A 21,481-nucleotide genomic window follows, 5' to 3' on the forward strand; every position below is an offset into this window, starting at 1 on the left:
CAATTTGATGATGATCCGGTGGGGGCCTGATTGTCAGGAGAGTGTGGTGTCTGATTACGCTCAATTTGAAAAACGCCTTGCGGTGCTTACGACCAAGCACAGAAAAATGGCGCGTGGATATACCGCAAAAATTGGCGAAGACGGCCTTATTATGGTCGAGCCCAAGCGGGTAAGGTCGCCGATCCGCCCGCGCACAATTGTTCTGATGGGTGCCGGTGTCTTTTTGTTCAAGGCCCTGCTCCTGACCTCGACCGGGCTTGCCACCTATGAAAACCGCATTGCAGCGCTAAGCTCCGGGACCGTTTTTGAACAGGCTGCGGCCTGGGTGATGCAACCCGATGTCGTTTCGCGCTATCTGGCGGAAACATTCACGAAGATGATACCTTGAATTGGTACGGAACGCGCGTGACGCGTTCCGAGTGTGTAATCGAATGTCCCTCCAATGATGTTCACTGGTAAAAAAACCGCCCCTTCCATCCAGAAGGGGCGGTTTTTCTTTTCAAAAGGCTCTGTCGTTTGAAGAGCGATACCGCTTAGCGGATGATGTGGCTTTCCGCGACGGTGTCGATGTCGGAGCGGCTCAGGCCGATGTCTTCAAGCTCACGATCGGACAATGTCGCCAGCGCGTTGCGTGTGACGCGCGCGTCGTTCCATGCCACCACAGAAGCGATTGTGGTGTTGATGAAGCTGGAGAAACGGCTTGCAACGGATGCGGAGCCATAGGTGGTGCGGGAAGTATCAAAAGTAGTCATGTTAGCCGTCCTTTGTCTGAAGGTGAACCGGTCTGGCCGGTGTGTTGTGAGGCTCAGATAGGACCTGCCTAGATTTTCAGCAAGATGTGAAAATGCATGTGTGATATGCATTTTTCGCATGGGTCGAATATGTGGTTAACGCACCGTAAACAAATGGAAAATCTTTGGTGGTGTCTGTCGAAAACGTGCCAGATCATGCCGCATTTGGACCGTGAGACCTGCTGCCGCGTCAAAACCGGTATTGCGCCTTAGGATAAAGGAACTGCTTGGCGGATGTTCGCCTTTCGTGCTAATGCGTACAAAAAGCATCAAAATGTCGGGGCAGGGCTTGTGATACGCATAATTGGTATCGATCCGGGGTTGCGCAACCTCGGTTGGGGCATGGTGGATGTTGCCGGCAGCCGGATTTCGCATGTTGCCAATGGAATCTGCAAATCATCAGGGACAGATCTGAGCCAGCGGCTGTTGTCACTGCACGAGCAGCTATCTGTCATTATCGCAGAATTCGCGCCACAACAGGCGGCGGTGGAACAGACATTTGTTAATAAGGATGGTGCAGGCACGCTCAAGCTTGGGCAGGCGCGGGGGATCGCAATGCTGGTGCCCGCGCAGGCGGGGATCAGCGTTGGTGAATATGCGCCGAATACGGTCAAAAAGGCCGTGGTTGGTGTCGGTCATGCGGACAAGGCTCAGGTCTTGCACATGGTCCAGCTGCAACTGCCCGGCGCGGAGATTGCAGGACCAGATGCCGCTGACGCGCTGGCGATTGCGATTTGCCACGCGCATCATAGCGGTGCCGGCGGGTTAAGTGCAGCCATCGAAAGGGCGCGTGCATGATTGGCAAGATTACCGGGCGGATTGATTATAGAGCCGCCGACCATGTGCTGATCGATGTGCGCGGTGTCGGCTACCTGGTCTATTGCTCGGATCGGACCATGGCGGCGCTGCCCGGGGTTGGAGAGGTCGTGGCTCTGTTCACCGATCTGGTTGTGCGCGAGGACCTGATGCAGCTTTTCGGCTTCACCACATTGGCGGAGAAGGAATGGTACCGATTGCTGACCTCGGTTCAGGGGGTAGGTGCCAAAGCTTCCCTGGCTATTCTGGGTACTCTGGGACCCGACGGGGTGAGCCGGGCCATTGCCTTGGGCGATTGGAATGCGGTCAAGGCGGCCAAGGGCGTCGGGCCCAAGATCGCACAGCGCCTTGTGCTTGATTTGAAAGACAAGGCCCCCGGCGTGATGGCGATGGGCGGGACCGTTGCCGCCGCCAGTGTAGAAGCCGTGGCGGAGGTCATCGAGACCTCCCCCCCGGCTGCACCTGCTGCGCAGGTGGCCTCCTCCGCACAGGCGGATGCGCTTTCGGCCCTGGGCAACCTTGGCTACGGCCCTGGTGATGCGGCGGGGGCAGTGGCGCAGGCGGCAGGGGAGGCGCCGGACGCTGATACACCTGCATTGATCCGTGCGGCGTTGAAACTTCTGGCGCCCAAGGGCTAGGGTGCGGTGAGCCCGGTACAGGACATCTTATGAGCGACATCGACCCCACCGTGCGGCCCGAGCCGATGCCTGAGGATGTGGACCGCGCCCTGCGGCCGCAGATGCTCGATGAATTTGTAGGGCAGGCGGAGGCCCGCGCAAACCTGCGTGTTTTTATTCAGTCGGCGCGGCAGCGTGGGGAGGCGATGGATCATACGCTGTTCCACGGGCCCCCGGGCTTAGGCAAGACGACATTGGCCCAGATCATGGCGCGGGAACTGGGCGTGGGGTTCCGCATGACCAGTGGGCCGGTTCTGGCCAAGGCGGGTGATCTGGCGGCAATCCTGACCAATCTGGAACCACGCGATGTTTTGTTTATCGATGAGATTCACCGGCTAAACCCGGCGGTGGAAGAAGTGCTCTACCCGGCCCTGGAGGATTTCGAGCTGGATCTGGTGATTGGCGAAGGCCCTGCGGCGCGCACCGTGCGGATCGAATTGCAGCCCTTTACGCTGGTGGGGGCGACCACGCGTATGGGGTTGCTGACCACGCCCTTGCGCGACCGGTTCGGCATTCCCACACGGCTGCAGTTCTACACCGAGGACGAGCTTTTTGTCATTGTGGACCGCAATGCCCGCAAGCTTGGGGCCCCGGCGGATCAAGGCGGCGCCCGGGAGATTGCGCGCCGTGCACGGGGTACCCCGCGGATTGCCGGACGGTTGTTGCGCCGCGTCGTGGATTTCGCCGTGGTTGAGGGGGATGGCCATGTGACCCGTGACCTTGCCGATATGGCGCTGACGCGGCTGGGTGTGGATCATCTGGGGCTCGATGGGGCGGACCGTCGGTATTTGCAGCTGATCGCCGAGAACTACGCGGGCGGCCCGGTCGGGATCGAGACGCTGAGTGCGGCATTGTCGGAAAGTCGGGATGCGTTGGAAGAGGTGATCGAGCCGTTTTTGTTGCAACAGGGGCTGATCCAGCGGACCCAGCGCGGGCGGATGCTGGCGCAAAAAGGCTGGACGCATCTGGGGATGCAGCCGCCCAAAACGCAGACCGATTTGTTCGAAAAATAGGGTGGAGAAGAGATTTATGCCTCCGGCGGGGATATTTCGGGCCAGAAGAAGCGCATGATGGAGGTTGCCGAGATCGAAGCGCTGTTTACCCGCGAAAGCGGTGATTTTGCCTTTGCCCGGTGGGGCCGGCCCATCGCGCCGATCATCTTTGGGGTGACGGATGAGACGTTGTCCGTTGTCAAAGGGGCTCTGGAAGCGGTGATGGTGCTGTCGGGACATCAGATGGCGGAGACGGATCCGGAGCTGGGCAGCAATCTGATGGTGTTCTTTTTTCGGGAATGGGACGAATTGCCCGAAGTGCCGGGGCTGGACCGGCTGATCCCTGAACTCGGCTCGCTGGTGGCGCGGCTGAAATCTGTTGAGGCCAATCAGTACCGGATTTTCCACTTTGATCCGGATGGGGCGATCAAGGCGTGTTTTGTGTTCCTGCGGATGGACGAAGACTTAAGTGCGGTGCCTGCCGAGACCCTGGCGCTGAGCCAGATCGTGCAGTCGGTGTTGCTGTGGTCGGATAAGGCGTTTCGGGCAAAGTCGCCCTTGGCGGTGGCCGGGGATAAAACGATTTTGCGCCCCGATGTTTCCGCGCTGATCCGGGCGGCCTATGATCCGGTCCTGCCAGCGGCTGCGCAAGACCCCAGCCACGCATTGAGGCTGGCGGCACGGGTGGGGCAGATGCAATGAGGGAGATGGATTTTCAGGCTTTTGCCAAGACCTGGCAAGCGGGATGGAACAGCCATGATCTGGATCGCATCCTGTCGCATTATAGCGAGGACATCCTTTTTCAGTCGCGCAAGGCGCAGGCGTTGACCGGTAGCGGCGTGATCCGTGGCAAGGCGGCGCTGCGAAGCTATTGGGCGCAAGCGTTGGAGGCGCAGCCTGACCTGATCTTCACCGTTGAGGACGTGTTTGAGGGGCACGACATGATGGTGATCAGTTATCTGAACCACCACGGGGTGCTTGCCGCCGAAATCCTATATTTCGGCGCTGATGGGCTGGTGGTGCAGGCCGCCGCCTGTCATCGTGCGGAAGACGGCTGATGCACAGATTCCCGATCCGCGTCTATTATGAAGACACCGACATGGCGGGTATTGTCTATTACGCCAATTACCTGCGCTACATCGAACGGGCCCGCAGCGACTGGGTGCGCGAAATAGGCATCGACCAGTTGGCGATGAAGGCGCAGGGCGTTGTTTTTGCCGTGCGCCGGATCGAAGCCGATTATATTCAACCCGCGCGGTTTGACGATGCGCTGGACGTCCACACAGCGCTGGTGAAATTGACACCCGCCCGGATGATCATGGCGCAGAAAGTGCTGCGCGGCGATGACGTGCTCTTTACCGCCGATGTGACAATTGCTTGCATCGGGGCGGGCGGAAAACCCGTCCGGCTGCCAGCAGAACTCCGCTTAATGCCAATTAGTCCTGCCTCATGACAGCATAGTGATAGCAATCCCGGTTGTTCTTCGTTAGAATCGCGTGAAATTGAGGTCGGCAAAACGGCCCAAAGCGGTACAAAGTAAAGAGCAGGCATCATGGAAGCAGAAACGCTGGCACTGGCGCATGAGATTGATTTCTCATTCTGGGGGCTGTTTGCCCGCGCGACATTAATCGTCAAACTCGTGATGATCATGCTGATCGTGGCCTCGTTCTGGTCCTGGTCGATCATTGTGATGAAGCTGCTGATCTTTCGGCGCGCCCGTGCCGAGGCCGGTGAATTTGATCAGGCGTTCTGGTCCGGTGAACCGTTGGACGGGCTCTTTGAGGCCGTTGGCCCGGCCCCTTCAGGCAGTTCGGAAAAGATATTCGCGGCCGGTATGACGGAATGGCGGCGCTCGCACCGAGATGATGGTGGGCTTATCGCGGGGGCGACATCGCGGATTGACCGGTCGATGGATGTGGCCATCAACAAAGAGGCTGATTACTTGCGCGGTGGGTTGACCGTTCTGGCAACCGTGGGGTCATCCGCACCCTTCATCGGCCTTTTCGGGACCGTCGTGGGCATCATGAATGCGTTTATCGAGATCGCGGAGCAGCAGAACACCAACCTCGCGGTTGTGGCGCCCGGCATTGCCGAGGCTCTGCTGGCCACCGGGCTTGGCCTTCTGGCGGCGATCCCGGCGGTGATTTTCTACAACAAGCTGAGTGCGGATTGCGACAAGATCCTCTCCGGCTACGAGGCTTTTGCCGACGAATTTGCCACCATCCTCAGCCGCCAGTTGGACAGCTGACCGATGGGCGCGGGTGTTATACAAAATCAGGGCGAGGGCACGCGGCGCAGACGTCGCGGGCGCGGCAAGCCACAGCCGATGTCCGAGATCAATGTCACCCCTTTCGTAGACGTAATGCTGGTGTTGCTGATCATCTTCATGGTGGCAGCGCCCCTTTTGACCGTGGGTGTGCCGGTCGAGCTGCCCAAAACCGCCGCTGGCGCTTTGCCTGCAGATCAGGAAGAGCCGCTGACCATCACGATTACCGCCGAAGGCAGCCTGCAGATCCAGACCACCGAGACCGCGCGGGGCGAATTGATCCCAAAACTGCGCGCTATTGCCGCCGAACGCACCAGCGATCAGGTGTTTCTGCGTGCGGATGGTGCGGTGCCCTATTCCCGGGTGATGGAAGTGATGGGCGCGCTGAACGCGGGTGGGTTTTCCAATATTGGGTTGGTGACGGATATCGGCGGGCCCACGCTCGACGGCCAGGACGGGGCCGCTGGCGGGGCGGATCGGTAGGGCCGAGGTGCATACCGGTCATTATATCTCGGGCGCGGGTCACACCTTGTTGATCGGGTGGCTCATCTTTGGCGATGTCTTTGCCGCCGAACCTTTGCCGTTTGAAGCAAGTGCGGTCTCGGTGATTTCGGGCGCGGAATATGCCGCCATGGTCGCTGCCGGACAGGCGCCGCAATCGACCACGGAGGTGGCGCAACCCTCCAGCCCCGAAGTCACCCCGGATGCGCCGGAGATCGCAGCGGCCGACGACACCGCAACCGAACAGACGCCCCCCGCGCAGGCCGAAACGCCGGATGCCGAGGATGCGCCGGATGTGTCTCAACTGGCCCCACCACAGGCAGACGTGAGTGATGAGGCGCCAATCTTGCCAGAGCCGCCTGCGGATGTGGCTGTCTTGGTGCCTGAGGTCAGCGATACACCTGTCCCGGAGGCTTCCGAACGCGTTGCGCCCGAAGCCGTGGCCCAGCCCGACCCCGAAGCCATACCCGACCCGGTGGAGCAGGAAGCGGTGGTTCCAGATGAGGCGGGGGAGACACCTGAAGATCCCGCTGAAGCCACAGCGCCCGAAGCCGCCGCAACAGAAATCGTGACCGAGGCGGAAAAGCCGAGTGCTTTGCCGACCACATCCGCCCGGCCCCCGGCGCGCCGACCGGAAGCGCCGGTAGAGACGGCGCAACCGGCTGAAACCCCTGAACCCGAAGCGCCCACCGCGGAAACGCCCTCCGACACTACTGAGGATGCGGTGGCCTCCGCGCTTGCCGAAGCGTTGGCCACCGAGTCCAGTGCGCCATCCACGCCGCAAGGCCCGCCCCTGTCGGCGGGTGAAAAGGAAGCCCTGCGGATTGCCGTCTCCAGCTGTTGGAACGTCGGCTCGCTGTCCACGGACGCGCTGGCGACGACGGTGGTGGTCAGCGTTGCGATGTCGCAGGATGGCAAGCCGGTCGCCTCGTCAATCCGCATGGCATCAAGTTCCGGCGGCACCGAGCAGGCCGCCCGTCAGGCCTTTGAGGCGGCACGTCGCGCAATTATCAGATGTGGCGCAAAAGGTTTCGAATTACCCGTAGAAAAATATAGTCAGTGGCAGGATATTGAGATGACGTTCAATCCCGAAAGGATGCGTATCAAATGAGACTTCTGGGAATGATGCTGGTTGCGGCCCTTGGATTGACCGCAGTGCCCGTAAGCCAAGTGCAGGCACAAAGCGACGGCCCGTTACGGATCGAGATCACCGAGGGCGTGATCGAGCCCTTGCCCTTTGCCCTGCCGATCTTTGAAGCAGAGACCGGCGATGCCAGCGGTCTGGCCGCACAGATCAGTCAGGTGGTCTCCGCCGATCTCTCGGGCACCGGGCTCTTTCGGGAAATTCCGGCAAATGCCTTCATCAGCAACATCAGCAGCTTTGCAGCCCCCGTTCAATATGCCGATTGGAAAGCGATCAACGCACAGGCGCTGATCACCGGGGCGGTGGCCGTGCAGGGCGGGCAGTTGAACGTCAAGTTCCGCCTTTATGACGTGTTTTCCGGGGCAGAGATGGGGTCGGGCCTGCAGTTCACCGGCACCACCGATGGTTGGCGCCGCATGGCGCATAAAGTGGCCGATGCCGTTTATAGCCGGATCACCGGCGAGGGCGGCTATTTCGACAGCCGGGTGGTCTATGTGTCTGAAACCGGCGGCAAGGATGCGCGGCAGAAGCGGCTGGCGATCATGGATTACGACGGTGCCAACGTGCAGTACCTGACCGACAGCAGCGCGATTGTGCTGGCCCCGCGGTTTTCGCCCAACGGCGACCGCGTGCTTTACACCAGCTATGAAACGGGTTTCCCGCGCATCTACGTGCTGAACGTGGGGTCGGTGCAGCGCCGCGAGTTGGAGAGCCAGGACGGCACCATGAGCTTTGCGCCCCGGTTTGCCCCCGATGGGCAGAACATCGTTTTTTCGCTGAGCCAGGGCGGTAATACCGATATCTGGGCGATGAATATCGCCGGGGGCCGGGCCACCCGGCTGACCTCCACGCCGTCGATTGAAACCGCGCCGAGTTTTTCACCCGATGGCAGCCAGATCGTCTTTGAAAGTGACAGGTCCGGCTCACAACAGCTCTATATCATGCCCGCAGGGGGCGGCGAGGCGCGACGGATCTCCTTTGGCCCCGGGCGCTATGGCACACCCGTCTGGTCACCGCGTGGGGACCTGATCGCCTTTACCAAGCAGAACAGCGGGCGGTTTCATATCGGCGTCATGCGCACGGATGGATCCGAAGAGCGGCTCCTGACCGCCTCTTTCCTCGATGAAGGCCCGACATGGGCCCCGAACGGTCGTGTGATCATGTTTACCCGCGAAACCCAGGGCGAAGGCGGGCGCTCGTCGCTCTACTCCGTTGATATCTCAGGCCGTAATCTGCGACCCGTCAGTACGCCGGATGGCGGGTCGGACCCGTCATGGTCGCCTTTGCAGAATTGAACCCCTTGAAATCGTTTCCATGGGCGCTTGCCTGTGGTAAAACTCCAATAAAATAACAACCAAACTTGGAATATGAGGCAGAGACCATGACAACGACAGCAAAAATTCTTCTTCTGGTTGCGGGCCTTGCGCTTGCGGCCTGTACCGACCCGAGCCGCCTGGGCGGCGATGGTGCCGGCGGGGGTATCGGTGGTGCTGGCGGCCCCGTTGTTCCGGGCAGCGCCAATGACCCAACATCCGCGGCCTATTTCAACCAGACCATCGGGGACCGGGTGCTTTTTGCCGTGGATCAGTCGAACCTGACGCCTGAAGGTCAGGTGGTGCTGGATGGTCAGGCCACATGGCTGCTGACCAACACCGACTTCACCGCGATCATCGAAGGGCATGCGGACGAACAGGGCACCCGCGAATATAACGTCGCATTGGGTGCCCGCCGCGCCAATTCCGTGCGCGAATATCTGGTGTCCAAGGGGGTTGCGGGCAATCGGCTGCGCACCGTCAGCTACGGCAAAGAACGCCCGATCGAGATTTGTTCCAACGAGGCCTGCTACGCCAAGAACCGCCGCGCGGTGACGGTGCTGGCGGGTGGATTGACAGGGTAACGCCATGCGCATCCTAGCTGCACTTGTAACCTGCATCGCCCTTGCCCCGCTGAGCGCGGCGGCACAGAACGATCAGACCCTTGCGGACATCCGTCAGGAAATGACGGTGCTCTACGTCGAAATCCAGAAACTCCGGCGCGAACTGTCGACCACGGGCGCGCCGTCCGTGGATCAAACGGGGGGTTCCGTGCTTGACCGGATGAACGTGATCGAAAGCGAGATGCAGCGGTTGACCTCCAAGACCGAGGAGCTTGAGTTCCGCATCAATCGGATCGTCGAGGATGGCACCAACCGGATCGGTGATCTGGAGTTCCGTCTGGTGGAGCTGGAGGGCGGCGATATTGCCGCGCTCGGCGAAACCACCACCCTTGGCGGTGATGTTGCCACAGCCGCGACGCCCACGCCCGGTGCAGGCAGCGCCCCGGTCCTCCCGGAAGGGGGCACACAACTGGCCGTTGGCGAAGAGGAAGATTTCAAAAAGGCGCAGGCCGCTCTGGCGGAAGGCGATTTTCAGAATGCGGCCGCGCTGTTTGCCACGTTCAGCGCGACCTATCCGGGCGGGCCATTGGCGGCCGGGGCCGACCTTGGCCGGGGCGAAGCGCTTGAAGGTCTGGGCGACACGCGCGAGGCTGCCCGTGCCTATCTGAACAGTTTCAGCGTGGATCCGACGGGCCCGGTGGCGCCACAGTCGCTTTACCGTCTGGGCCGGTCCCTTGGTGGGCTGGGCCAAACGCAGGAGGCTTGCATCACGCTGGGCGAGGTTGGATTGCGGTTCCCAAGCGATCCCGCCGCAGAACAGGCCCGTACCGAGATGCAATCGCTGGGCTGTGCATGATGTAATGCCTCCGGATCCGGGCGGGGTGTTGGCAAAGCACCTGCTGCCCAATCCGCCAAGCGCCCTTGGCGTTGCGGTCTCCGGTGGCAGCGATTCCCTCGCGCTTTTGCATTTGCTGCATGATTTCGCGGGCGTTCATGGGACGCAGCTGCATGTGGTTACAGTGGATCACGGGCTGCGGTCAGAAGCGGCGGAGGAAGCGGCTTTTGTCAAACGCATTTGCAGGGATCTGAAACTGCCCTATGAGATTGTGCATTGGACAGGGTGGGACAATCGCGGAAACCTGCAGAACGAAGCTCGCCGGGCCCGGTATCGGTTGATTTCGGAATGGGCACGTGAACGCGGCCTGCGGTTTGTCGCATTGGGCCACACCTGTGATGATCAGGCAGAGACGGTTTTAATGCGCCTGGCGCGCGGTGCCGGTGTAGATGGCCTTGCTGCCATGTCACCGCGCCGAACAGCTGACGGGATTACCTGGATTCGTCCCTTGCTGACCATTCGCCGGGCCCAGCTGAGAGGTGAATTGCAAGCCCGCGGTGTTGCCTGGTGCAACGACCCAAGCAACGACGACACGCGATATGACCGTATCAAAACCCGTCAGGCTTTGGCGGTGTTGGAACCCCTTGGCATCGACGCGCAGACGCTGGGGCAGGTGGCCTTCAACATGGCACGCGCGCGGGATGCCCTGGCATGGCAGGCCTTTCTCTCCGCCCGGTCGATGGTCACCATTGATGCGGGCGCGGTTTGTATCGACTGGCGCGCCTACAGAACCTTGCCGGATGAAACGGCACGCCGCATTCTGGTGAGCGCAATTGGCTGGGTTGGCGGCTCAGAGTACCCACCGCGCCGCAAGGCCGTTCTGGGGATGATAGAGGCGCTGAAACAAGGCGTGACCGCGACCCTTGACGGTTGTCAGACATGGCGTGATCCGGAGAAGCTCTGGGTGTTTCGGGAGTTTAATCCGGTGCGCGACCTGACCTGTCCGCTGAACGAGGTATGGGATGGCCGATGGCAGATGCGGGGAGGCGCGATGGATGGGGCCGCCCGCATCGCGGCCCTGGGCTCCGAAGGATTGACCCAGATCGAGACCTGGCGCGAAACCGGCAGGCCGCGCGCGCTCTTGTGCAGCACGCCAGCGATCTGGAAGGGGTCCGAAGTGGTCGCGGCACCCTTGGCGGGCTTTGCCAACGGATGGCACGCGCAGCTGGAAAACGACGAAGAAGCATTTTTTGCCGCACTTTTATCGCATTGAACATGTCGGCACAGTGTCTATCTTAGTCGGGTGGTGGTACCATTGCGGTGCGCACCACGCGCATATTTAGGAGAATTTCGTTGGGTAACGCACGCAACATCGCCTTTTGGGTCGTTCTGTTCCTTCTGATCCTGGCTCTGTTCAATCTGTTCAGCGGCCCCGGCAGCACATTGCAAAGCCGCGAGATCAGCTATTCTGAGTTCGTGAATGCGGTGGAATCCGGCAATGTCAGCAACGTCACGCTGGATGGTGAGCAGGTGCGATTCCGTCAGGAGGACGGCGTCGATTACATCGCGATCAAGCCGGAAGACGCTGAAATCACGAGCCTTTTGATCGAAAACAACATTGCCGTGCGGGCTGAGCAACAACAGCAGTCGGGGTTCCAGACCTTCCTGATGTCGCTGCTACCATTCCTGCTGCTGATCGGTGTCTGGGTTTACTTCATGAACCGAATGCAGGGTGGCGGCAAAGGCGGCGCCATGGGCTTTGGCAAATCCAAGGCCAAGATGCTGACCGAAAAGCATGGCCGCGTGACATTTGACGACGTTGCGGGAATCGATGAAGCCAAGGAAGAGCTCGAAGAAATTGTTGAATTCCTGCGTAATCCGCAGAAATTTAGTCGATTGGGCGGGAAAATTCCGAAAGGCGCGCTGCTTGAGGGCCCTCCCGGCACCGGTAAAACATTGCTGGCGCGCGCGATCGCGGGCGAGGCGGGCGTGCCGTTCTTCACGATCTCCGGTTCCGATTTCGTCGAAATGTTCGTTGGTGTGGGGGCGTCCCGTGTCCGCGATATGTTCGAGCAAGCCAAGAAAAACGCGCCCTGCATCGTCTTCATTGACGAGATCGACGCCGTGGGCCGTCACCGGGGAGCCGGGTATGGCGGCGGCAACGACGAGCGTGAACAGACGCTCAACCAGTTGCTGGTGGAGATGGATGGTTTCGAGGCCAACGAAGGTGTGATCATCATCGCCGCGACCAACCGTAAAGACGTGCTCGACCCCGCGCTGTTGCGCCCCGGTCGTTTTGACCGTCAGGTGACCGTCGGCAATCCCGACATCAAGGGTCGCGAGAAAATCCTCGGTGTGCACGCCCGTAAAACACCGCTTGGACCAGACGTGGATCTTCGGATCATTGCGCGCGGCACACCCGGTTTCTCAGGTGCCGATCTGGCAAACCTCGTGAACGAGGCTGCATTGGGCGCGGCTCGGGTCGGACGTCGTTTCGTGACCATGATCGATTTCGAACAGGCCAAGGACAAGATCATGATGGGGGCTGAACGGCGCTCCATGGTGATGACGCCTGAGCAAAAGGAAATGACCGCTTACCACGAAGCCGGGCACGCCCTTGTTGGGATGACCCTGCCGAAATGCGATCCAGTCTACAAGGCGACGATCATTCCGCGCGGTGGTGCGCTTGGTATGGTGATGAGCCTGCCGGAGATGGATCGCCTGAACATGTTCAAGGATGAATGCCACCAGCGTCTGGCCATGACCATGGCCGGTAAAGCCGCTGAAATTCACAAATATGGCGAAGAGGCCGTATCGAATGGTCCGGCGGGCGATATCATGCAGGCCTCCGCCCTCGCACGCGCGATGGTGCTGCAATGGGGCATGTCGGACAAGGTGGGCAACATCGACTATTCCGAAGCGGCGCAGGGGTATCAGGGCGCAACGGCGGGGTTCTCCGTCTCTGCCAACACCAAGGAGACGGTGGAGGAAGAGGTGCGCCGCTTTATCCAGGACGGATACGACTGGGCGCTGAAGATCATCGTGGAACGTGAGACCGAATTCGAACGTCTGGCACAGGGTCTGCTGGAGTATGAGACGCTGACCGGCGATGAGATCAAACGCGTGATGGACGGTGAGCCGCCGGTACCGCCTTCGGATGAAGCGGACAAGCCTGACAGCGGATCAGCGCCAAGCGTCACCGGCATTCCGAAAGCCAAGGCGAAGAACAAGAAAGCACCGCCATCAGATGGTGGGTTGGAGCCTGAACCTTCGACCTGATCACGCGGCGCGATGGTGCGGTCACAAAAAATCATGAGGCCCTGCTCCGGCGGGGCCTTTTCTTTTGCATGGGTCTTTGGTCAGATCACCCCTGAACCAGAACAGGAGTTGCCTTGTGCCCGCGCTATTGCCCACACACTTCACCGGAACCGTCACATGGTTGGGCCGGGTCATCGACAGCGAAGAGACCCTGCGCGCGGAGGGGCTCAACGCCGCAGAGCTGACCTTTGCCGGCATTGAAGGCGAATGTCATGGCGGTCTGACGCGCCCGTCCTGTGTCCGCACAAAGGCGCAGTATCCCAAGGGTACCGAAATCCGGAATGTGCGGCAGCTTTCTGTTCTCTCTGCCGAAGAACTGGCCCTGATCGCCTCGGAAATGGGGTTGGAGGCGATGGATCCCGCCTGGATGGGCGCATCGATGGTGATCGAAGGGATCCCGGATTTCAGCCATGTCCCACCCTCCTCGCGGCTGCAGGTGCCCAGCGGAGCCAGCATCACCATAGACATGGAAAACCGCCCCTGCATCTACCCCGGTCGCGAGATTGAAAAGGACCGCCCGGGCTTTGGCCCGGCCTTCAAACCCGCGGCGAAAAATCGGCGTGGCGTGACGGCCTGGGTGGAACGGGAAGGATCCATCGCGGTTGGCGATACCGTCACATTGCACATTCCGGACCAGCCCGTATGGGCGCATTTTGGGGACGTGCGTACGTAACATTCGTTTCCGAAAAGAAACGATTGGCGCGCTTCCCGCCGCAAGACGTCTTGGAAATGTCGGAATTGCCCTTCTGCGCGCACCTGCGCGCTCGTATGCATGCTCCAGCAACATTGCCGTGCGCGGCATTTCAACGGGGATTCTCTCATGGCTTACAAAACTGACATCGAAATCGCGCGTGAAGCGTCGAAAAAACCGATCCAGGAGATTGGCGCGAAACTGGACATCTCCAGCGACGACCTTTTGCCCTATGGCCATGACAAGGCGAAGGTCAGCCAGTCCTTCATCAACTCCGTGCAAGACCGTCCCGACGGCAAGCTGATCCTCGTGACCGCGATCAATCCGACACCAGCCGGTGAGGGCAAGACCACGACCACCGTGGGCTTGGGCGATGGCCTGAACCGCATCGGCAAAAAGGCCGCCGTGTGCATCCGTGAAGCCTCCCTGGGGCCAAACTTCGGCATGAAGGGCGGTGCCGCGGGCGGCGGTTACGCGCAGATCGTTCCGATGGAAGAGATGAACCTGCACTTCACCGGTGACTTCCATGCGATCACCTCCGCGCACTCGCTGCTGTCAGCGATGATCGACAACCACATCTACTGGGGCAATGCGCTGGAGATCGACACTCGCCGTGTTGTCTGGCGCCGAGTTGTGGACATGAACGACCGTGCGTTGCGTCAAATCACCACCTCTCTGGGCGGTGTCGCCAATGGCTTCCCACGCGAAGCCGGTTTCGACATCACCGTGGCCTCCGAGGTCATGGCGATCCTGTGCCTCTCCAAGAACCTCGATGATTTGCAGAAACGTCTGGGCGACATGATCGTGGCCTACCGCCGCGACCGCTCGCCCGTCTTCGCGCGCGACATCAAAGCCGATGGCGCGATGACCGTCCTGCTCAAGGACGCGATGCAGCCGAACCTCGTGCAGACGCTGGAAAACAACCCGGCCTTCGTGCACGGTGGCCCCTTCGCGAATATCGCGCACGGCTGTAACTCGGTGATCGCCACTACAACGGCCCTGAAACTGGCCGATTATGTTGTGACCGAAGCGGGCTTTGGCGCGGACCTCGGGGCCGAGAAATTCCTCAACATCAAATGCCGCAAGGCTGGGCTTGCCCCGTCTTGTGTTGTGGTTGTGGCCACCGTGCGCGCGATGAAGATGAACGGCGGCGTTGCCAAAGCGGACCTGGGTGCGGAAAACGTCGATGCGGTGAAAAACGGCTGCGCCAACCTGGGTCGTCACATCGAGAACGTCAAATCCTTCGACGTGCCGGTGGTGGTCGCCATCAACCATTTTGTCACCGATACCGACGCAGAAGTGCAGGCGGTCAAAGACTACGTCGCAAGCCAAGGCTCCGAGGCGGTTCTGTCCCGTCACTGGGAGTTGGGCTCCGAAGGATCAGCCGATCTTGCGACCAAAGTTGCCGAAGTCATCGACGCGGATGAGGCGAATTTCGCGCCGATCTACCCCGATGAGATGAGCCTTGCGGAGAAGATCAACACCATCGCGACAAAGATCTACCGTGCCGACAGCGCCCAGATGGATCAGAAAATCCTCAACCAGCTGAAGGATTGGGAAGATCAGGGATACGGCAACCTGCCGGTCTGCATGGCGAAAACCCAGTATAGCTTCACCACCGATCCCAATGAGCGCGGCGCGCCCACAGGGTTTGACATCCCGGTACGTGAGGTCCGCCTGAGCGCGGGGGCCGGATTTGTGGTGGCGATCTGTGGTGAGATCATGACGATGCCCGGCCTGCCGCGCGTGCCTTCCGCCGAAAACATCAAACTCAACGCAAATGGTGACGTCGAAGGCCTGTTCTAAGGCCAAGGCGTCACCCGTGATGTGAAAAGGGGCAGCAAAAGGTTGCCCCTTGCGCCTCGCACCGCCAAGCTGCGCGTCATGACATTCAAGGAGACCATGATGACCAGATTGATTGCCGTGCTGTTTGCGGTGGTGTTTGCAGGGGCTGTGGCCGCGCAGGATCGCTATGTTGGATATTATTACCCCAAGGTCACGTCGGAGGAGACATTCGACCGCGTCGTGCGCGCCAGTCAGGGGGCGGGCAAGGCCGTGCGCATCGATTTTGTGAATGTCCTGACCACGGCGCAGCTCGATACGCCGGAAAGCCCGCGTTTCGTGTTCTTTTCCAAAGGCGAAACCTCCTCCACACTCATTCTCACAGCGCTTGATGATGAGGTTTTCTCGACCCTCTACCGAGCCCGCGCGATCATGGCGCAGATGACGGTTGCGGTGCGTCAGGGTGGGTTTTTCCGGCAGGAAGAGCTGCAATACGTCGCAACGTTTTACGATTTGCTGCAGCTGATGCAGTTCGACGAATTGGTGATCACGGATGGTCACTCATGGGCCCATAAGGTCACTTTCAAACGACAATAGGAAGACAACAGATGCCAGCCAAGATCATCGACGGAAAAGCTTTTGCTGCCACGGTACGCGCCCAGGTCGCAGAGCATGTGACCAAGCTCAAAAAGGGCCATGGGATCACCCCCGGCCTTGCCGTGGTCCTGGTGGGCGAAGACCCCGCAAGCCAGGTCTATGTGCGCTCCAAGGGCAAGCAGACCGCCGAAGTGGGTATGAAATCTGTTGAGCACAAGCTGGATGCGGAGACCTCCGAGGCGGATCTGTTGGCGGTGATCGATCAGCTGAACAACGATCCCGAGATCCACGGGATTCTGGTGCAGCTGCCGCTGCCAAAGCATCTGGACGAAGATCTGGTGATCAATTCCATCGCGCCGGAGAAGGATGTGGATGGGTTCCACATCTCGAACGTCGGGCTGCTGGGCACCGGCCAGAAATCCATGGTGCCCTGCACGCCACTGGGCTGTCTGATGATGCTGCGCGATCATCATGGGAGCCTGTCCGGTATGGATGCGGTGGTGATCGGACGCTCTAACATCGTGGGCAAACCGATGGCGCAGCTGCTGTTGGGGGATAGTTGCACGGTGACCATCGCGCATAGCCGCACCAAGGATCTGCCCGATGTCGTGCGCCGCGCCGATATTGTTGTGGCTGCCGTGGGGCGCCCCGAAATGGTACCGGGGGATTGGATCAAGCCGGGTGCCACGGTGATTGACGTCGGCATCAACCGTCTGGATGCGCCGGAGCGTGGCGAGGGCAAGACCCGCCTCGTCGGCGATGTCGACTACGAAAGTTGCGCCGCAATGGCGGGCGCGATCACCCCCGTACCGGGTGGCGTGGGGCCCATGACAATCGCCTGCTTGCTGGCGAACACGGTCACGGCCTGTTGTCGGGCCAATGATCTGCCGGAACCTGAGGGGCTGACCGCTTAAGCGCTAGAGCGGTACCGGCACCATCGTGCCCTGTAATACCGCGATCAGCTTTTCCGTGTTGTCTTCGATGGCGTGAACCTCGGAGGTCACCACAACCAACCGCCTGCCGGGTTTCACCACCCGGCCGGTGGCCCGCAGGAAATCCCCCTTGGCGGGGGCCAGCAGATTGATCTTGATCTCCGCCGTCACCACCTCGCTGTCCAGCGGCAGGGTGGTCAACGCCGCATAGCCTGCGGCACTATCCCCGATGGAAAAAGTGAGGCCCGCGTGCCCAAAACCCTGCTGTTGCAGCGATCCCGGCAGGAGTGGCGCGGTGATCACGACGGTGCCCTCTGCGACGCTGTGAATTTCGGCCCCCAGGGTAGTCATCATGCTCTGCGCGGCAAAACTCTTTTGGATGCGGACCCTTTGATAATCTTCCATCGCGTTTTCCTACCGTGGCATTGGCACACAGGTGGGCACAGGACCGGTGAGAATGGCAAGCGCTTTTGGCCCCAGCAGATGGCCGAGAACATCGCTGTGGCTGCGCAGCCCGCCGGTGTAGGTGCCGTAAGCCGGCAGGATCAAACGGTCGTCGTCATAGAGGAAAGCGGGTCGCGAAATGCGCCGCCCACGGGTCTGAACCGCAGCCTTTGGATGATAGTGGCCTGAGACCTCAGCGGTACAGCCGGGCGCTGCGATGTGCCGAAAGGTCAGTGCGCCGAGTGCGATGTCTTGCAGGTGTTCGCCGCCAAACTCAATCGGGCCGGGATCGTGGTTGCCCTCAATCCAGATCCAGCGGCGCCCCGCCTGCAAGCGCGCAATCCACAGGCGTTCGGCTTCGGGTAGCGTGGCCGCCGCCATCAGGTCATCGAAGCTGTCGCCCAGACAGATCACGATGCGCGCCCCGGTCTGGTCCAGATCTGCCGCCAGCCTGGTCAGTGTATCGCGGGTCTCGTAAGGTGGCAGCGACTGCCCACTGCGGCGCGCAACCCGCTCGGATTTGCCCAGATGCAGGTCTGAAACGCATAGCATTTCGTTCTCGGGCCACCAGAGCGCGCCAGAGCCAAGCGCCTTGAGAGCCGTTCCAGCGAAGGTAAAGGGATGGCAGTTCATGATTTGTTCATGGCGCATGATGAGGCGTGTTGCAAGCTGTTCAATACCCGACACGCCAGCCCGGCGTGCTGCTAGGCTGTGGCGTGATGTCAGCGATGCCGGCGCTTTCCATCAGCCGTGCGGCTTCCTCGGCCAGCAGCCTTTCTTCCGCGGCGCCTTTCACAGGCACACGCCCCATCTCCAGAAACATTGGGGCAGCCAGCGGTGTCACGCGTGTCAGCTTCAAATGATCGATGCGGCCTGCAACCCGTTCCGCCATCTCCTCGATCCGGCCGAAATCAACCAACCCGCGCAGGGCCTCCTCGCGGGTGATGTCCAGCAGCAGATGACCGGGATCATATTTTTGCAAAGTGTCATAGAGAATATCTGAACTGAACGTGGCTTGCCGACCGGATTTGCGGGCTGACGGGGTGTTGCGCTGGATCAGTCCCGCGATGGTGGCGCTGGCGCGAAAGGTACGCTTCATCACGGCATTGCCCGCCAGCCAGTTTTCTAGTCCATCTTGCAGCGCGTCGAGATCAAACAGGGGCGCAGGCGTCTCAACCGGATCCAATCCCCAGATCAAGGTGGCGTAATCCGTGGCCACAAACCCCATCGGGTTCAGACCCATTTCTTCCATACGTTTGGTCAGCAACAGCCCCAGCGTCTGTTGCCCATTGCGTCCGGCAAAGCCGTAAATCACGGTCTGTTCGCGACCGTCATGTGGAAAGCTCTCGATCAGCAACCGGCCGGGTTTCGGCAACTGGCTGACTTCCCGCTGCAGGGCCAGCCATTCCGCGGTATGGGCGGGGAGTTCCGGCCACTCTGCCTGCTGAAACATCTCGATCACGCGGGCACTCAGCTGTGTGGAGGTGGCGAATTTGGTGCCCATGAAAGTCGCCACCTTGGGTTTTTTGGCGGCATTGCGGCTGACCTCAACGGTCATTTCGCGCAACCCCTCATAGCGCACGATCTGTCCCCCGATCAGAAATGTATCACCCGGCGTGAGCGAAGCGGCAAAGCCTTCTTCGATCTCGCCCAGTGGTTTGCCGCCCCGATTGCGCCGCAGCCGGACTTTCAGCGTGTCGGTGTCCTGAATGGTACCAATGTTCATGCGGATTTTCTGTGCCGCGCGCGGGTCACGCAACTGCCACAACCCGTCCGGGCGCTTTTGCAGCCGTTGCCATTGGTCATAGGCCCGCAGCGCGTAGCCGCCTGTTGCGCAAAAATCGAGGCAAGCGTCGAATTCTGAGCGGGTCAACGCAGCGTAGGCGCCGACGCTGGTGACCTCATGAAACAGCGCATCTGCCTCAAACGGGCCCGCCGCAGCCGTGATCAGGATATGCTGGCAGAGCACATCGCGCGGCCCGGGACCGCGCGGATCGCCATCCAATTCACCCGCGCGCACGGCTTCCAGGGCTGCCACACATTCCACGACCTCGAACCGATTTGCGGGCACCAGCAGCGCCTTTGAGGGCGCATTATATCGGTGATTGGCCCGACCGATGCGTTGGATCAGCCGTTTGACATTCTTGGGGGCACCGATCTGAATGACCAGATCCACATCCCCCCAATCAATGCCAAGATCGAGGCTGCCGGTGCAGACAATGGCGCGCAATTCACCGCGCACCATCGCGCCTTCGACCCTTTCGCGCTGCTGGCGGTCGAGGGAGCCGTGGTGGATGCCGATCGGCAGGCTGTCGTCATTGGCAAGCCACAGATTATGAAAGAAAATCTCCGCCTGCGCGCGGGTGTTGTGAAAGATCAGCGTGGTTTTGTGTTTGCGGACTTCCTCCAGCACAGCCGGGATCGCATAGGCGGCGTTCCCCCCGGACCAGGGTGGTGCCTCATGCGTCGTCAGCATGGAGATATCCGGTGCCGGACCGGGGTCTGCGAGGAGGATGTCACAGGTATCCGGGTGGCGCGCAAGTTGGTGGGCGATGGCGGCTGGATCTTCTACGGTGGCCGAGAGACCCACACGTCGCAGGTCGGGGCAGAGCCGTTGCAAACGCCCCAGGGCGAGCATCAACTGGTCGCCCCGTTTGGATTCGGCGAGGGCGTGGATCTCATCGACAACCACACGCTTGAGACCCTTGAACATGCGCGGCGCGTCCTCGTAGGAGGTCAGCAAAGCCAGGCTTTCCGGTGTCGTCAGCAGGATATGTGGCGGGTCAGCGCGCTGGCGCTTCTTGCGGCTGGCAGGTGTGTCACCGGTCCGGTCTTCGATGCGGATGGGCAGGCCCATCTCGGTCACTGGCGTGGTAAGATTGCGTTTGATGTCAGCGGCCAGCGCCTTCAGCGGCGAGATGTAGAGCGTATGCAAACCGTCGTGCGAGCCTTCGGCGAGATCGACTAGCGTGGGCAGGAAACCGGCCAGCGTCTTACCGCCCCCGGTCGGCGCGATGAGCAACAACGCAGCGGCATCGGCGCGATCCAGCATGGCCTGTTGGTGCGGGTGGATAGCCCATCCCTTCTCGGCGAACCAATGGGCAAAGATGTCGGGAAGCGCGCGCATGATGGGCATTGTAGCGCAGGAGGCCACAGGGAAAAGCCCCAGCCAGAAAAGAGGGAAGTGGCATCGATCTTTTTGTTCGATGTGTGTGCGACTTGCCTATGCGGCGATATCAACTTGAGGTCAACGTTGCATAAAACTGATTTCGGGCGCAGTTATTTGACATATTCTGCCCCCGGTGTTGATGGCGCTGTAGATCGGCCTTGGCGGGCGTGCGTCGACGTTGACACTTCGATGCACCCAGTTGCGGCTTTCCATGGATTTCAGGGATTGCGACAAGGCACGATCGGTGATCGTCAACAGGCTTCGTCTGATATCGTTGAAGTGGCCTGGCGTATGGAGCGATGCCAATACCGGCAATGTCCAGGCCCGCCGCAGTAAATCCTGGTCTTCGTCTTGGGAGACGCTGTTGATCTTATGCGCGATGGCTGCAGATTCTTTGCCGAACTCGGTGAGCCGAAACTCTGGTCTCAGCGGATGACCATGCCCAGGGTTCCGCTCCAGCAAACCAAGCTCAATAAGATGTTCCATGCTCTGGGCGAAAGACGTCCTGCTGGCACCTGTTGCGGTCAAGAGTGTCGCCTGCCGTCCGGGAATCCCTGCATGCAGGCTCGACAAGATGGGCAATGCCCAAGCCTTCGAGGTGACGTTGACAAAAAGCTTTATGTACATAAAGTATAGTTAGTATACTTCGC

24 protein-coding genes are annotated in these 21,481 nt (G+C 60.5%); 19 read left to right on the forward strand and 5 right to left on the reverse strand.

The window, feature by feature from the left end; translation table 11 throughout:
* The first annotated feature begins 46 nt into the window (after window positions 1-46).
* Window positions 47-388 (forward strand): hypothetical protein, encoded by a 342-nt coding sequence (locus Q1A20_RS16910; RefSeq protein ID WP_299406260.1) that lies wholly within the window; start codon window positions 47-49, stop codon window positions 386-388.
* Between the two features lie 145 nt (window positions 389-533).
* Here the strand turns inward: Q1A20_RS16910 and Q1A20_RS16915 are convergent, their stop codons facing one another.
* Window positions 534-752 carry a DUF1127 domain-containing protein gene (locus Q1A20_RS16915; RefSeq protein WP_298972153.1) on the reverse strand — a complete coding sequence of 73 codons (219 nt, stop codon included), beginning with the start codon at window positions 750-752 and terminating at the stop codon, window positions 534-536.
* 330 nt (window positions 753-1,082) lie between these two features.
* Between Q1A20_RS16915 and ruvC the strand changes: the two genes are divergently transcribed.
* The 18 genes from ruvC to folD all read left to right on the forward strand — a co-directional run bounded on the left by ruvC (window position 1,083) and on the right by folD (window position 17,200).
* Window positions 1,083-1,589, forward strand: coding sequence for a crossover junction endodeoxyribonuclease RuvC (ruvC, locus tag Q1A20_RS16920; protein ID WP_299406258.1), 507 nt, complete (start codon window positions 1,083-1,085; stop codon window positions 1,587-1,589).
* Complete coding sequence (gene ruvA, locus Q1A20_RS16925; RefSeq protein WP_299917777.1) at window positions 1,586-2,245, forward strand: Holliday junction branch migration protein RuvA; 660 nt, start codon at window positions 1,586-1,588, stop codon at window positions 2,243-2,245. The genes ruvC and ruvA overlap by 4 nt, the downstream gene beginning before the upstream one ends.
* Window positions 2,246-2,274: 29 nt before the next feature.
* Window positions 2,275-3,297 carry a Holliday junction branch migration DNA helicase RuvB gene (gene ruvB / locus Q1A20_RS16930; RefSeq protein ID WP_298972159.1) on the forward strand — a complete coding sequence of 341 codons (1,023 nt, stop codon included), beginning with the start codon at window positions 2,275-2,277 and terminating at the stop codon, window positions 3,295-3,297.
* A 57-nt stretch (window positions 3,298-3,354) separates the two neighbouring features.
* Entirely contained in the window at window positions 3,355-3,978 is a 624-nt protein-coding gene (locus Q1A20_RS16935; RefSeq protein ID WP_299406643.1) for a hypothetical protein, read from the forward strand.
* On the forward strand, window positions 3,975-4,334 hold the full coding sequence (locus tag Q1A20_RS16940; RefSeq protein ID WP_299406252.1) for a nuclear transport factor 2 family protein: 360 nt from the start codon (window positions 3,975-3,977) through the stop codon (window positions 4,332-4,334). The genes Q1A20_RS16935 and Q1A20_RS16940 overlap by 4 nt, the downstream gene beginning before the upstream one ends.
* Window positions 4,331-4,729, forward strand: coding sequence for a tol-pal system-associated acyl-CoA thioesterase (gene ybgC, locus Q1A20_RS16945; protein WP_299406641.1), 399 nt, complete (start codon window positions 4,331-4,333; stop codon window positions 4,727-4,729). The genes Q1A20_RS16940 and ybgC overlap by 4 nt, the downstream gene beginning before the upstream one ends.
* A 99-nt stretch (window positions 4,730-4,828) precedes the next feature.
* Entirely contained in the window at window positions 4,829-5,524 is a 696-nt protein-coding gene (tolQ, locus tag Q1A20_RS16950; protein WP_298972163.1) for a protein TolQ, read from the forward strand.
* Window positions 5,525-5,527: 3 nt separating this feature from the next.
* Window positions 5,528-6,025: a protein TolR gene (tolR, locus tag Q1A20_RS16955; protein ID WP_298972165.1), complete on the forward strand. Its 498-nt coding sequence runs from the start codon at window positions 5,528-5,530 to the stop codon at window positions 6,023-6,025.
* 7 nt (window positions 6,026-6,032) lie between these two features.
* Window positions 6,033-7,154, forward strand: a complete 1,122-nt coding sequence (locus Q1A20_RS16960; protein ID WP_299917782.1) for an energy transducer TonB — start codon at window positions 6,033-6,035, stop codon at window positions 7,152-7,154.
* The gene (gene tolB / locus Q1A20_RS16965) at window positions 7,151-8,482 is read left to right on the forward strand and encodes a Tol-Pal system beta propeller repeat protein TolB (protein WP_299406247.1); all 1,332 of its coding nucleotides are present in this window, start codon (window positions 7,151-7,153) and stop codon (window positions 8,480-8,482) included. Before Q1A20_RS16960 ends, tolB begins: the two co-directional genes overlap by 4 nt.
* Window positions 8,483-8,568: 86 nt before the next feature.
* A complete protein-coding gene (pal, locus tag Q1A20_RS16970; RefSeq protein ID WP_299406244.1) occupies window positions 8,569-9,084 on the forward strand; it encodes a peptidoglycan-associated lipoprotein Pal in 516 nt (171 codons plus the stop codon).
* 4 nt (window positions 9,085-9,088) lie between these two features.
* Window positions 9,089-9,919 (forward strand): tol-pal system protein YbgF, encoded by an 831-nt coding sequence (ybgF, locus tag Q1A20_RS16975; protein WP_299406242.1) that lies wholly within the window; start codon window positions 9,089-9,091, stop codon window positions 9,917-9,919.
* A 4-nt stretch (window positions 9,920-9,923) separates the two neighbouring features.
* Window positions 9,924-11,171, forward strand: coding sequence for a tRNA lysidine(34) synthetase TilS (gene tilS / locus Q1A20_RS16980; RefSeq protein WP_299917785.1), 1,248 nt, complete (start codon window positions 9,924-9,926; stop codon window positions 11,169-11,171).
* Between the two features lie 80 nt (window positions 11,172-11,251).
* On the forward strand, window positions 11,252-13,177 hold the full coding sequence (gene ftsH, locus Q1A20_RS16985) for an ATP-dependent zinc metalloprotease FtsH (RefSeq protein WP_299917788.1): 1,926 nt from the start codon (window positions 11,252-11,254) through the stop codon (window positions 13,175-13,177).
* Between the two features lie 115 nt (window positions 13,178-13,292).
* On the forward strand, window positions 13,293-13,889 hold the full coding sequence (locus Q1A20_RS16990; RefSeq protein WP_299917790.1) for an MOSC domain-containing protein: 597 nt from the start codon (window positions 13,293-13,295) through the stop codon (window positions 13,887-13,889).
* A 147-nt stretch (window positions 13,890-14,036) separates the two neighbouring features.
* Window positions 14,037-15,713, forward strand: a complete 1,677-nt coding sequence (locus Q1A20_RS16995) for a formate--tetrahydrofolate ligase (protein WP_299917792.1) — start codon at window positions 14,037-14,039, stop codon at window positions 15,711-15,713.
* A gap of 99 nt (window positions 15,714-15,812) precedes the next feature.
* On the forward strand, window positions 15,813-16,286 hold the full coding sequence (locus tag Q1A20_RS17000) for a hypothetical protein (protein WP_298972187.1): 474 nt from the start codon (window positions 15,813-15,815) through the stop codon (window positions 16,284-16,286).
* Window positions 16,287-16,297: 11 nt separating this feature from the next.
* Window positions 16,298-17,200: a bifunctional methylenetetrahydrofolate dehydrogenase/methenyltetrahydrofolate cyclohydrolase FolD gene (gene folD / locus Q1A20_RS17005; protein WP_299917794.1), complete on the forward strand. Its 903-nt coding sequence runs from the start codon at window positions 16,298-16,300 to the stop codon at window positions 17,198-17,200.
* 3 nt (window positions 17,201-17,203) lie between these two features.
* Here the strand turns inward: folD and Q1A20_RS17010 are convergent, their stop codons facing one another.
* The 4 genes from Q1A20_RS17010 to Q1A20_RS17025 form a co-directional block, all read right to left on the reverse strand.
* Window positions 17,204-17,623 carry a PaaI family thioesterase gene (locus Q1A20_RS17010; protein WP_299917797.1) on the reverse strand — a complete coding sequence of 140 codons (420 nt, stop codon included), beginning with the start codon at window positions 17,621-17,623 and terminating at the stop codon, window positions 17,204-17,206.
* Window positions 17,624-17,632: 9 nt separating this feature from the next.
* Window positions 17,633-18,295 carry a ligase-associated DNA damage response endonuclease PdeM gene (gene pdeM / locus Q1A20_RS17015; RefSeq protein WP_299917799.1) on the reverse strand — a complete coding sequence of 221 codons (663 nt, stop codon included), beginning with the start codon at window positions 18,293-18,295 and terminating at the stop codon, window positions 17,633-17,635.
* Between the two features lie 40 nt (window positions 18,296-18,335).
* Complete coding sequence (locus Q1A20_RS17020) at window positions 18,336-20,789, reverse strand: ligase-associated DNA damage response DEXH box helicase (protein ID WP_299917958.1); 2,454 nt, start codon at window positions 20,787-20,789, stop codon at window positions 18,336-18,338.
* A gap of 120 nt (window positions 20,790-20,909) precedes the next feature.
* Entirely contained in the window at window positions 20,910-21,458 is a 549-nt protein-coding gene (locus Q1A20_RS17025) for a helix-turn-helix domain-containing protein (protein WP_299917801.1), read from the reverse strand.
* Window positions 21,459-21,481 lie beyond the last annotated feature (23 nt).

Origin of the sequence: uncultured Roseobacter sp., from assembly GCF_947501835.1 — a bacterium.
Lineage (GTDB): Bacteria > Pseudomonadota > Alphaproteobacteria > Rhodobacterales > Rhodobacteraceae > Roseobacter.

What these genes read in the sequence shown, in the direction of transcription:
- Q1A20_RS16915 (WP_298972153.1), bottom strand. Translation starts at nt 752, where the DNA reads ATGACTACTTTTGATACTTCCCGCACCACCTATGGCTCCGCATCCGTT.
- ruvA (WP_299917777.1), top strand. Translation starts at nt 1,586, where the DNA reads ATGATTGGCAAGATTACCGGGCGGATTGATTATAGAGCCGCCGACCAT.
- ruvB (WP_298972159.1), top strand. Translation starts at nt 2,275, where the DNA reads ATGAGCGACATCGACCCCACCGTGCGGCCCGAGCCGATGCCTGAGGAT.
- Q1A20_RS16935 (WP_299406643.1), top strand. Translation starts at nt 3,355, where the DNA reads ATGGAGGTTGCCGAGATCGAAGCGCTGTTTACCCGCGAAAGCGGTGAT.
- Q1A20_RS16940 (WP_299406252.1), top strand. Translation starts at nt 3,975, where the DNA reads ATGAGGGAGATGGATTTTCAGGCTTTTGCCAAGACCTGGCAAGCGGGA.
- tolQ (WP_298972163.1), top strand. Translation starts at nt 4,829, where the DNA reads ATGGAAGCAGAAACGCTGGCACTGGCGCATGAGATTGATTTCTCATTC.
- tolR (WP_298972165.1), top strand. Translation starts at nt 5,528, where the DNA reads ATGGGCGCGGGTGTTATACAAAATCAGGGCGAGGGCACGCGGCGCAGA.
- tolB (WP_299406247.1), top strand. Translation starts at nt 7,151, where the DNA reads ATGAGACTTCTGGGAATGATGCTGGTTGCGGCCCTTGGATTGACCGCA.
- pal (WP_299406244.1), top strand. Translation starts at nt 8,569, where the DNA reads ATGACAACGACAGCAAAAATTCTTCTTCTGGTTGCGGGCCTTGCGCTT.
- ybgF (WP_299406242.1), top strand. Translation starts at nt 9,089, where the DNA reads ATGCGCATCCTAGCTGCACTTGTAACCTGCATCGCCCTTGCCCCGCTG.
- tilS (WP_299917785.1), top strand. Translation starts at nt 9,924, where the DNA reads ATGCCTCCGGATCCGGGCGGGGTGTTGGCAAAGCACCTGCTGCCCAAT.
- Q1A20_RS16995 (WP_299917792.1), top strand. Translation starts at nt 14,037, where the DNA reads ATGGCTTACAAAACTGACATCGAAATCGCGCGTGAAGCGTCGAAAAAA.
- Q1A20_RS17000 (WP_298972187.1), top strand. Translation starts at nt 15,813, where the DNA reads ATGACCAGATTGATTGCCGTGCTGTTTGCGGTGGTGTTTGCAGGGGCT.
- folD (WP_299917794.1), top strand. Translation starts at nt 16,298, where the DNA reads ATGCCAGCCAAGATCATCGACGGAAAAGCTTTTGCTGCCACGGTACGC.
- Q1A20_RS17010 (WP_299917797.1), bottom strand. Translation starts at nt 17,623, where the DNA reads ATGGAAGATTATCAAAGGGTCCGCATCCAAAAGAGTTTTGCCGCGCAG.
- pdeM (WP_299917799.1), bottom strand. Translation starts at nt 18,295, where the DNA reads ATGAACTGCCATCCCTTTACCTTCGCTGGAACGGCTCTCAAGGCGCTT.
- Q1A20_RS17020 (WP_299917958.1), bottom strand. Translation starts at nt 20,789, where the DNA reads ATGCGCGCGCTTCCCGACATCTTTGCCCATTGGTTCGCCGAGAAGGGA.
- Q1A20_RS17025 (WP_299917801.1), bottom strand. Translation starts at nt 21,458, where the DNA reads ATGTACATAAAGCTTTTTGTCAACGTCACCTCGAAGGCTTGGGCATTG.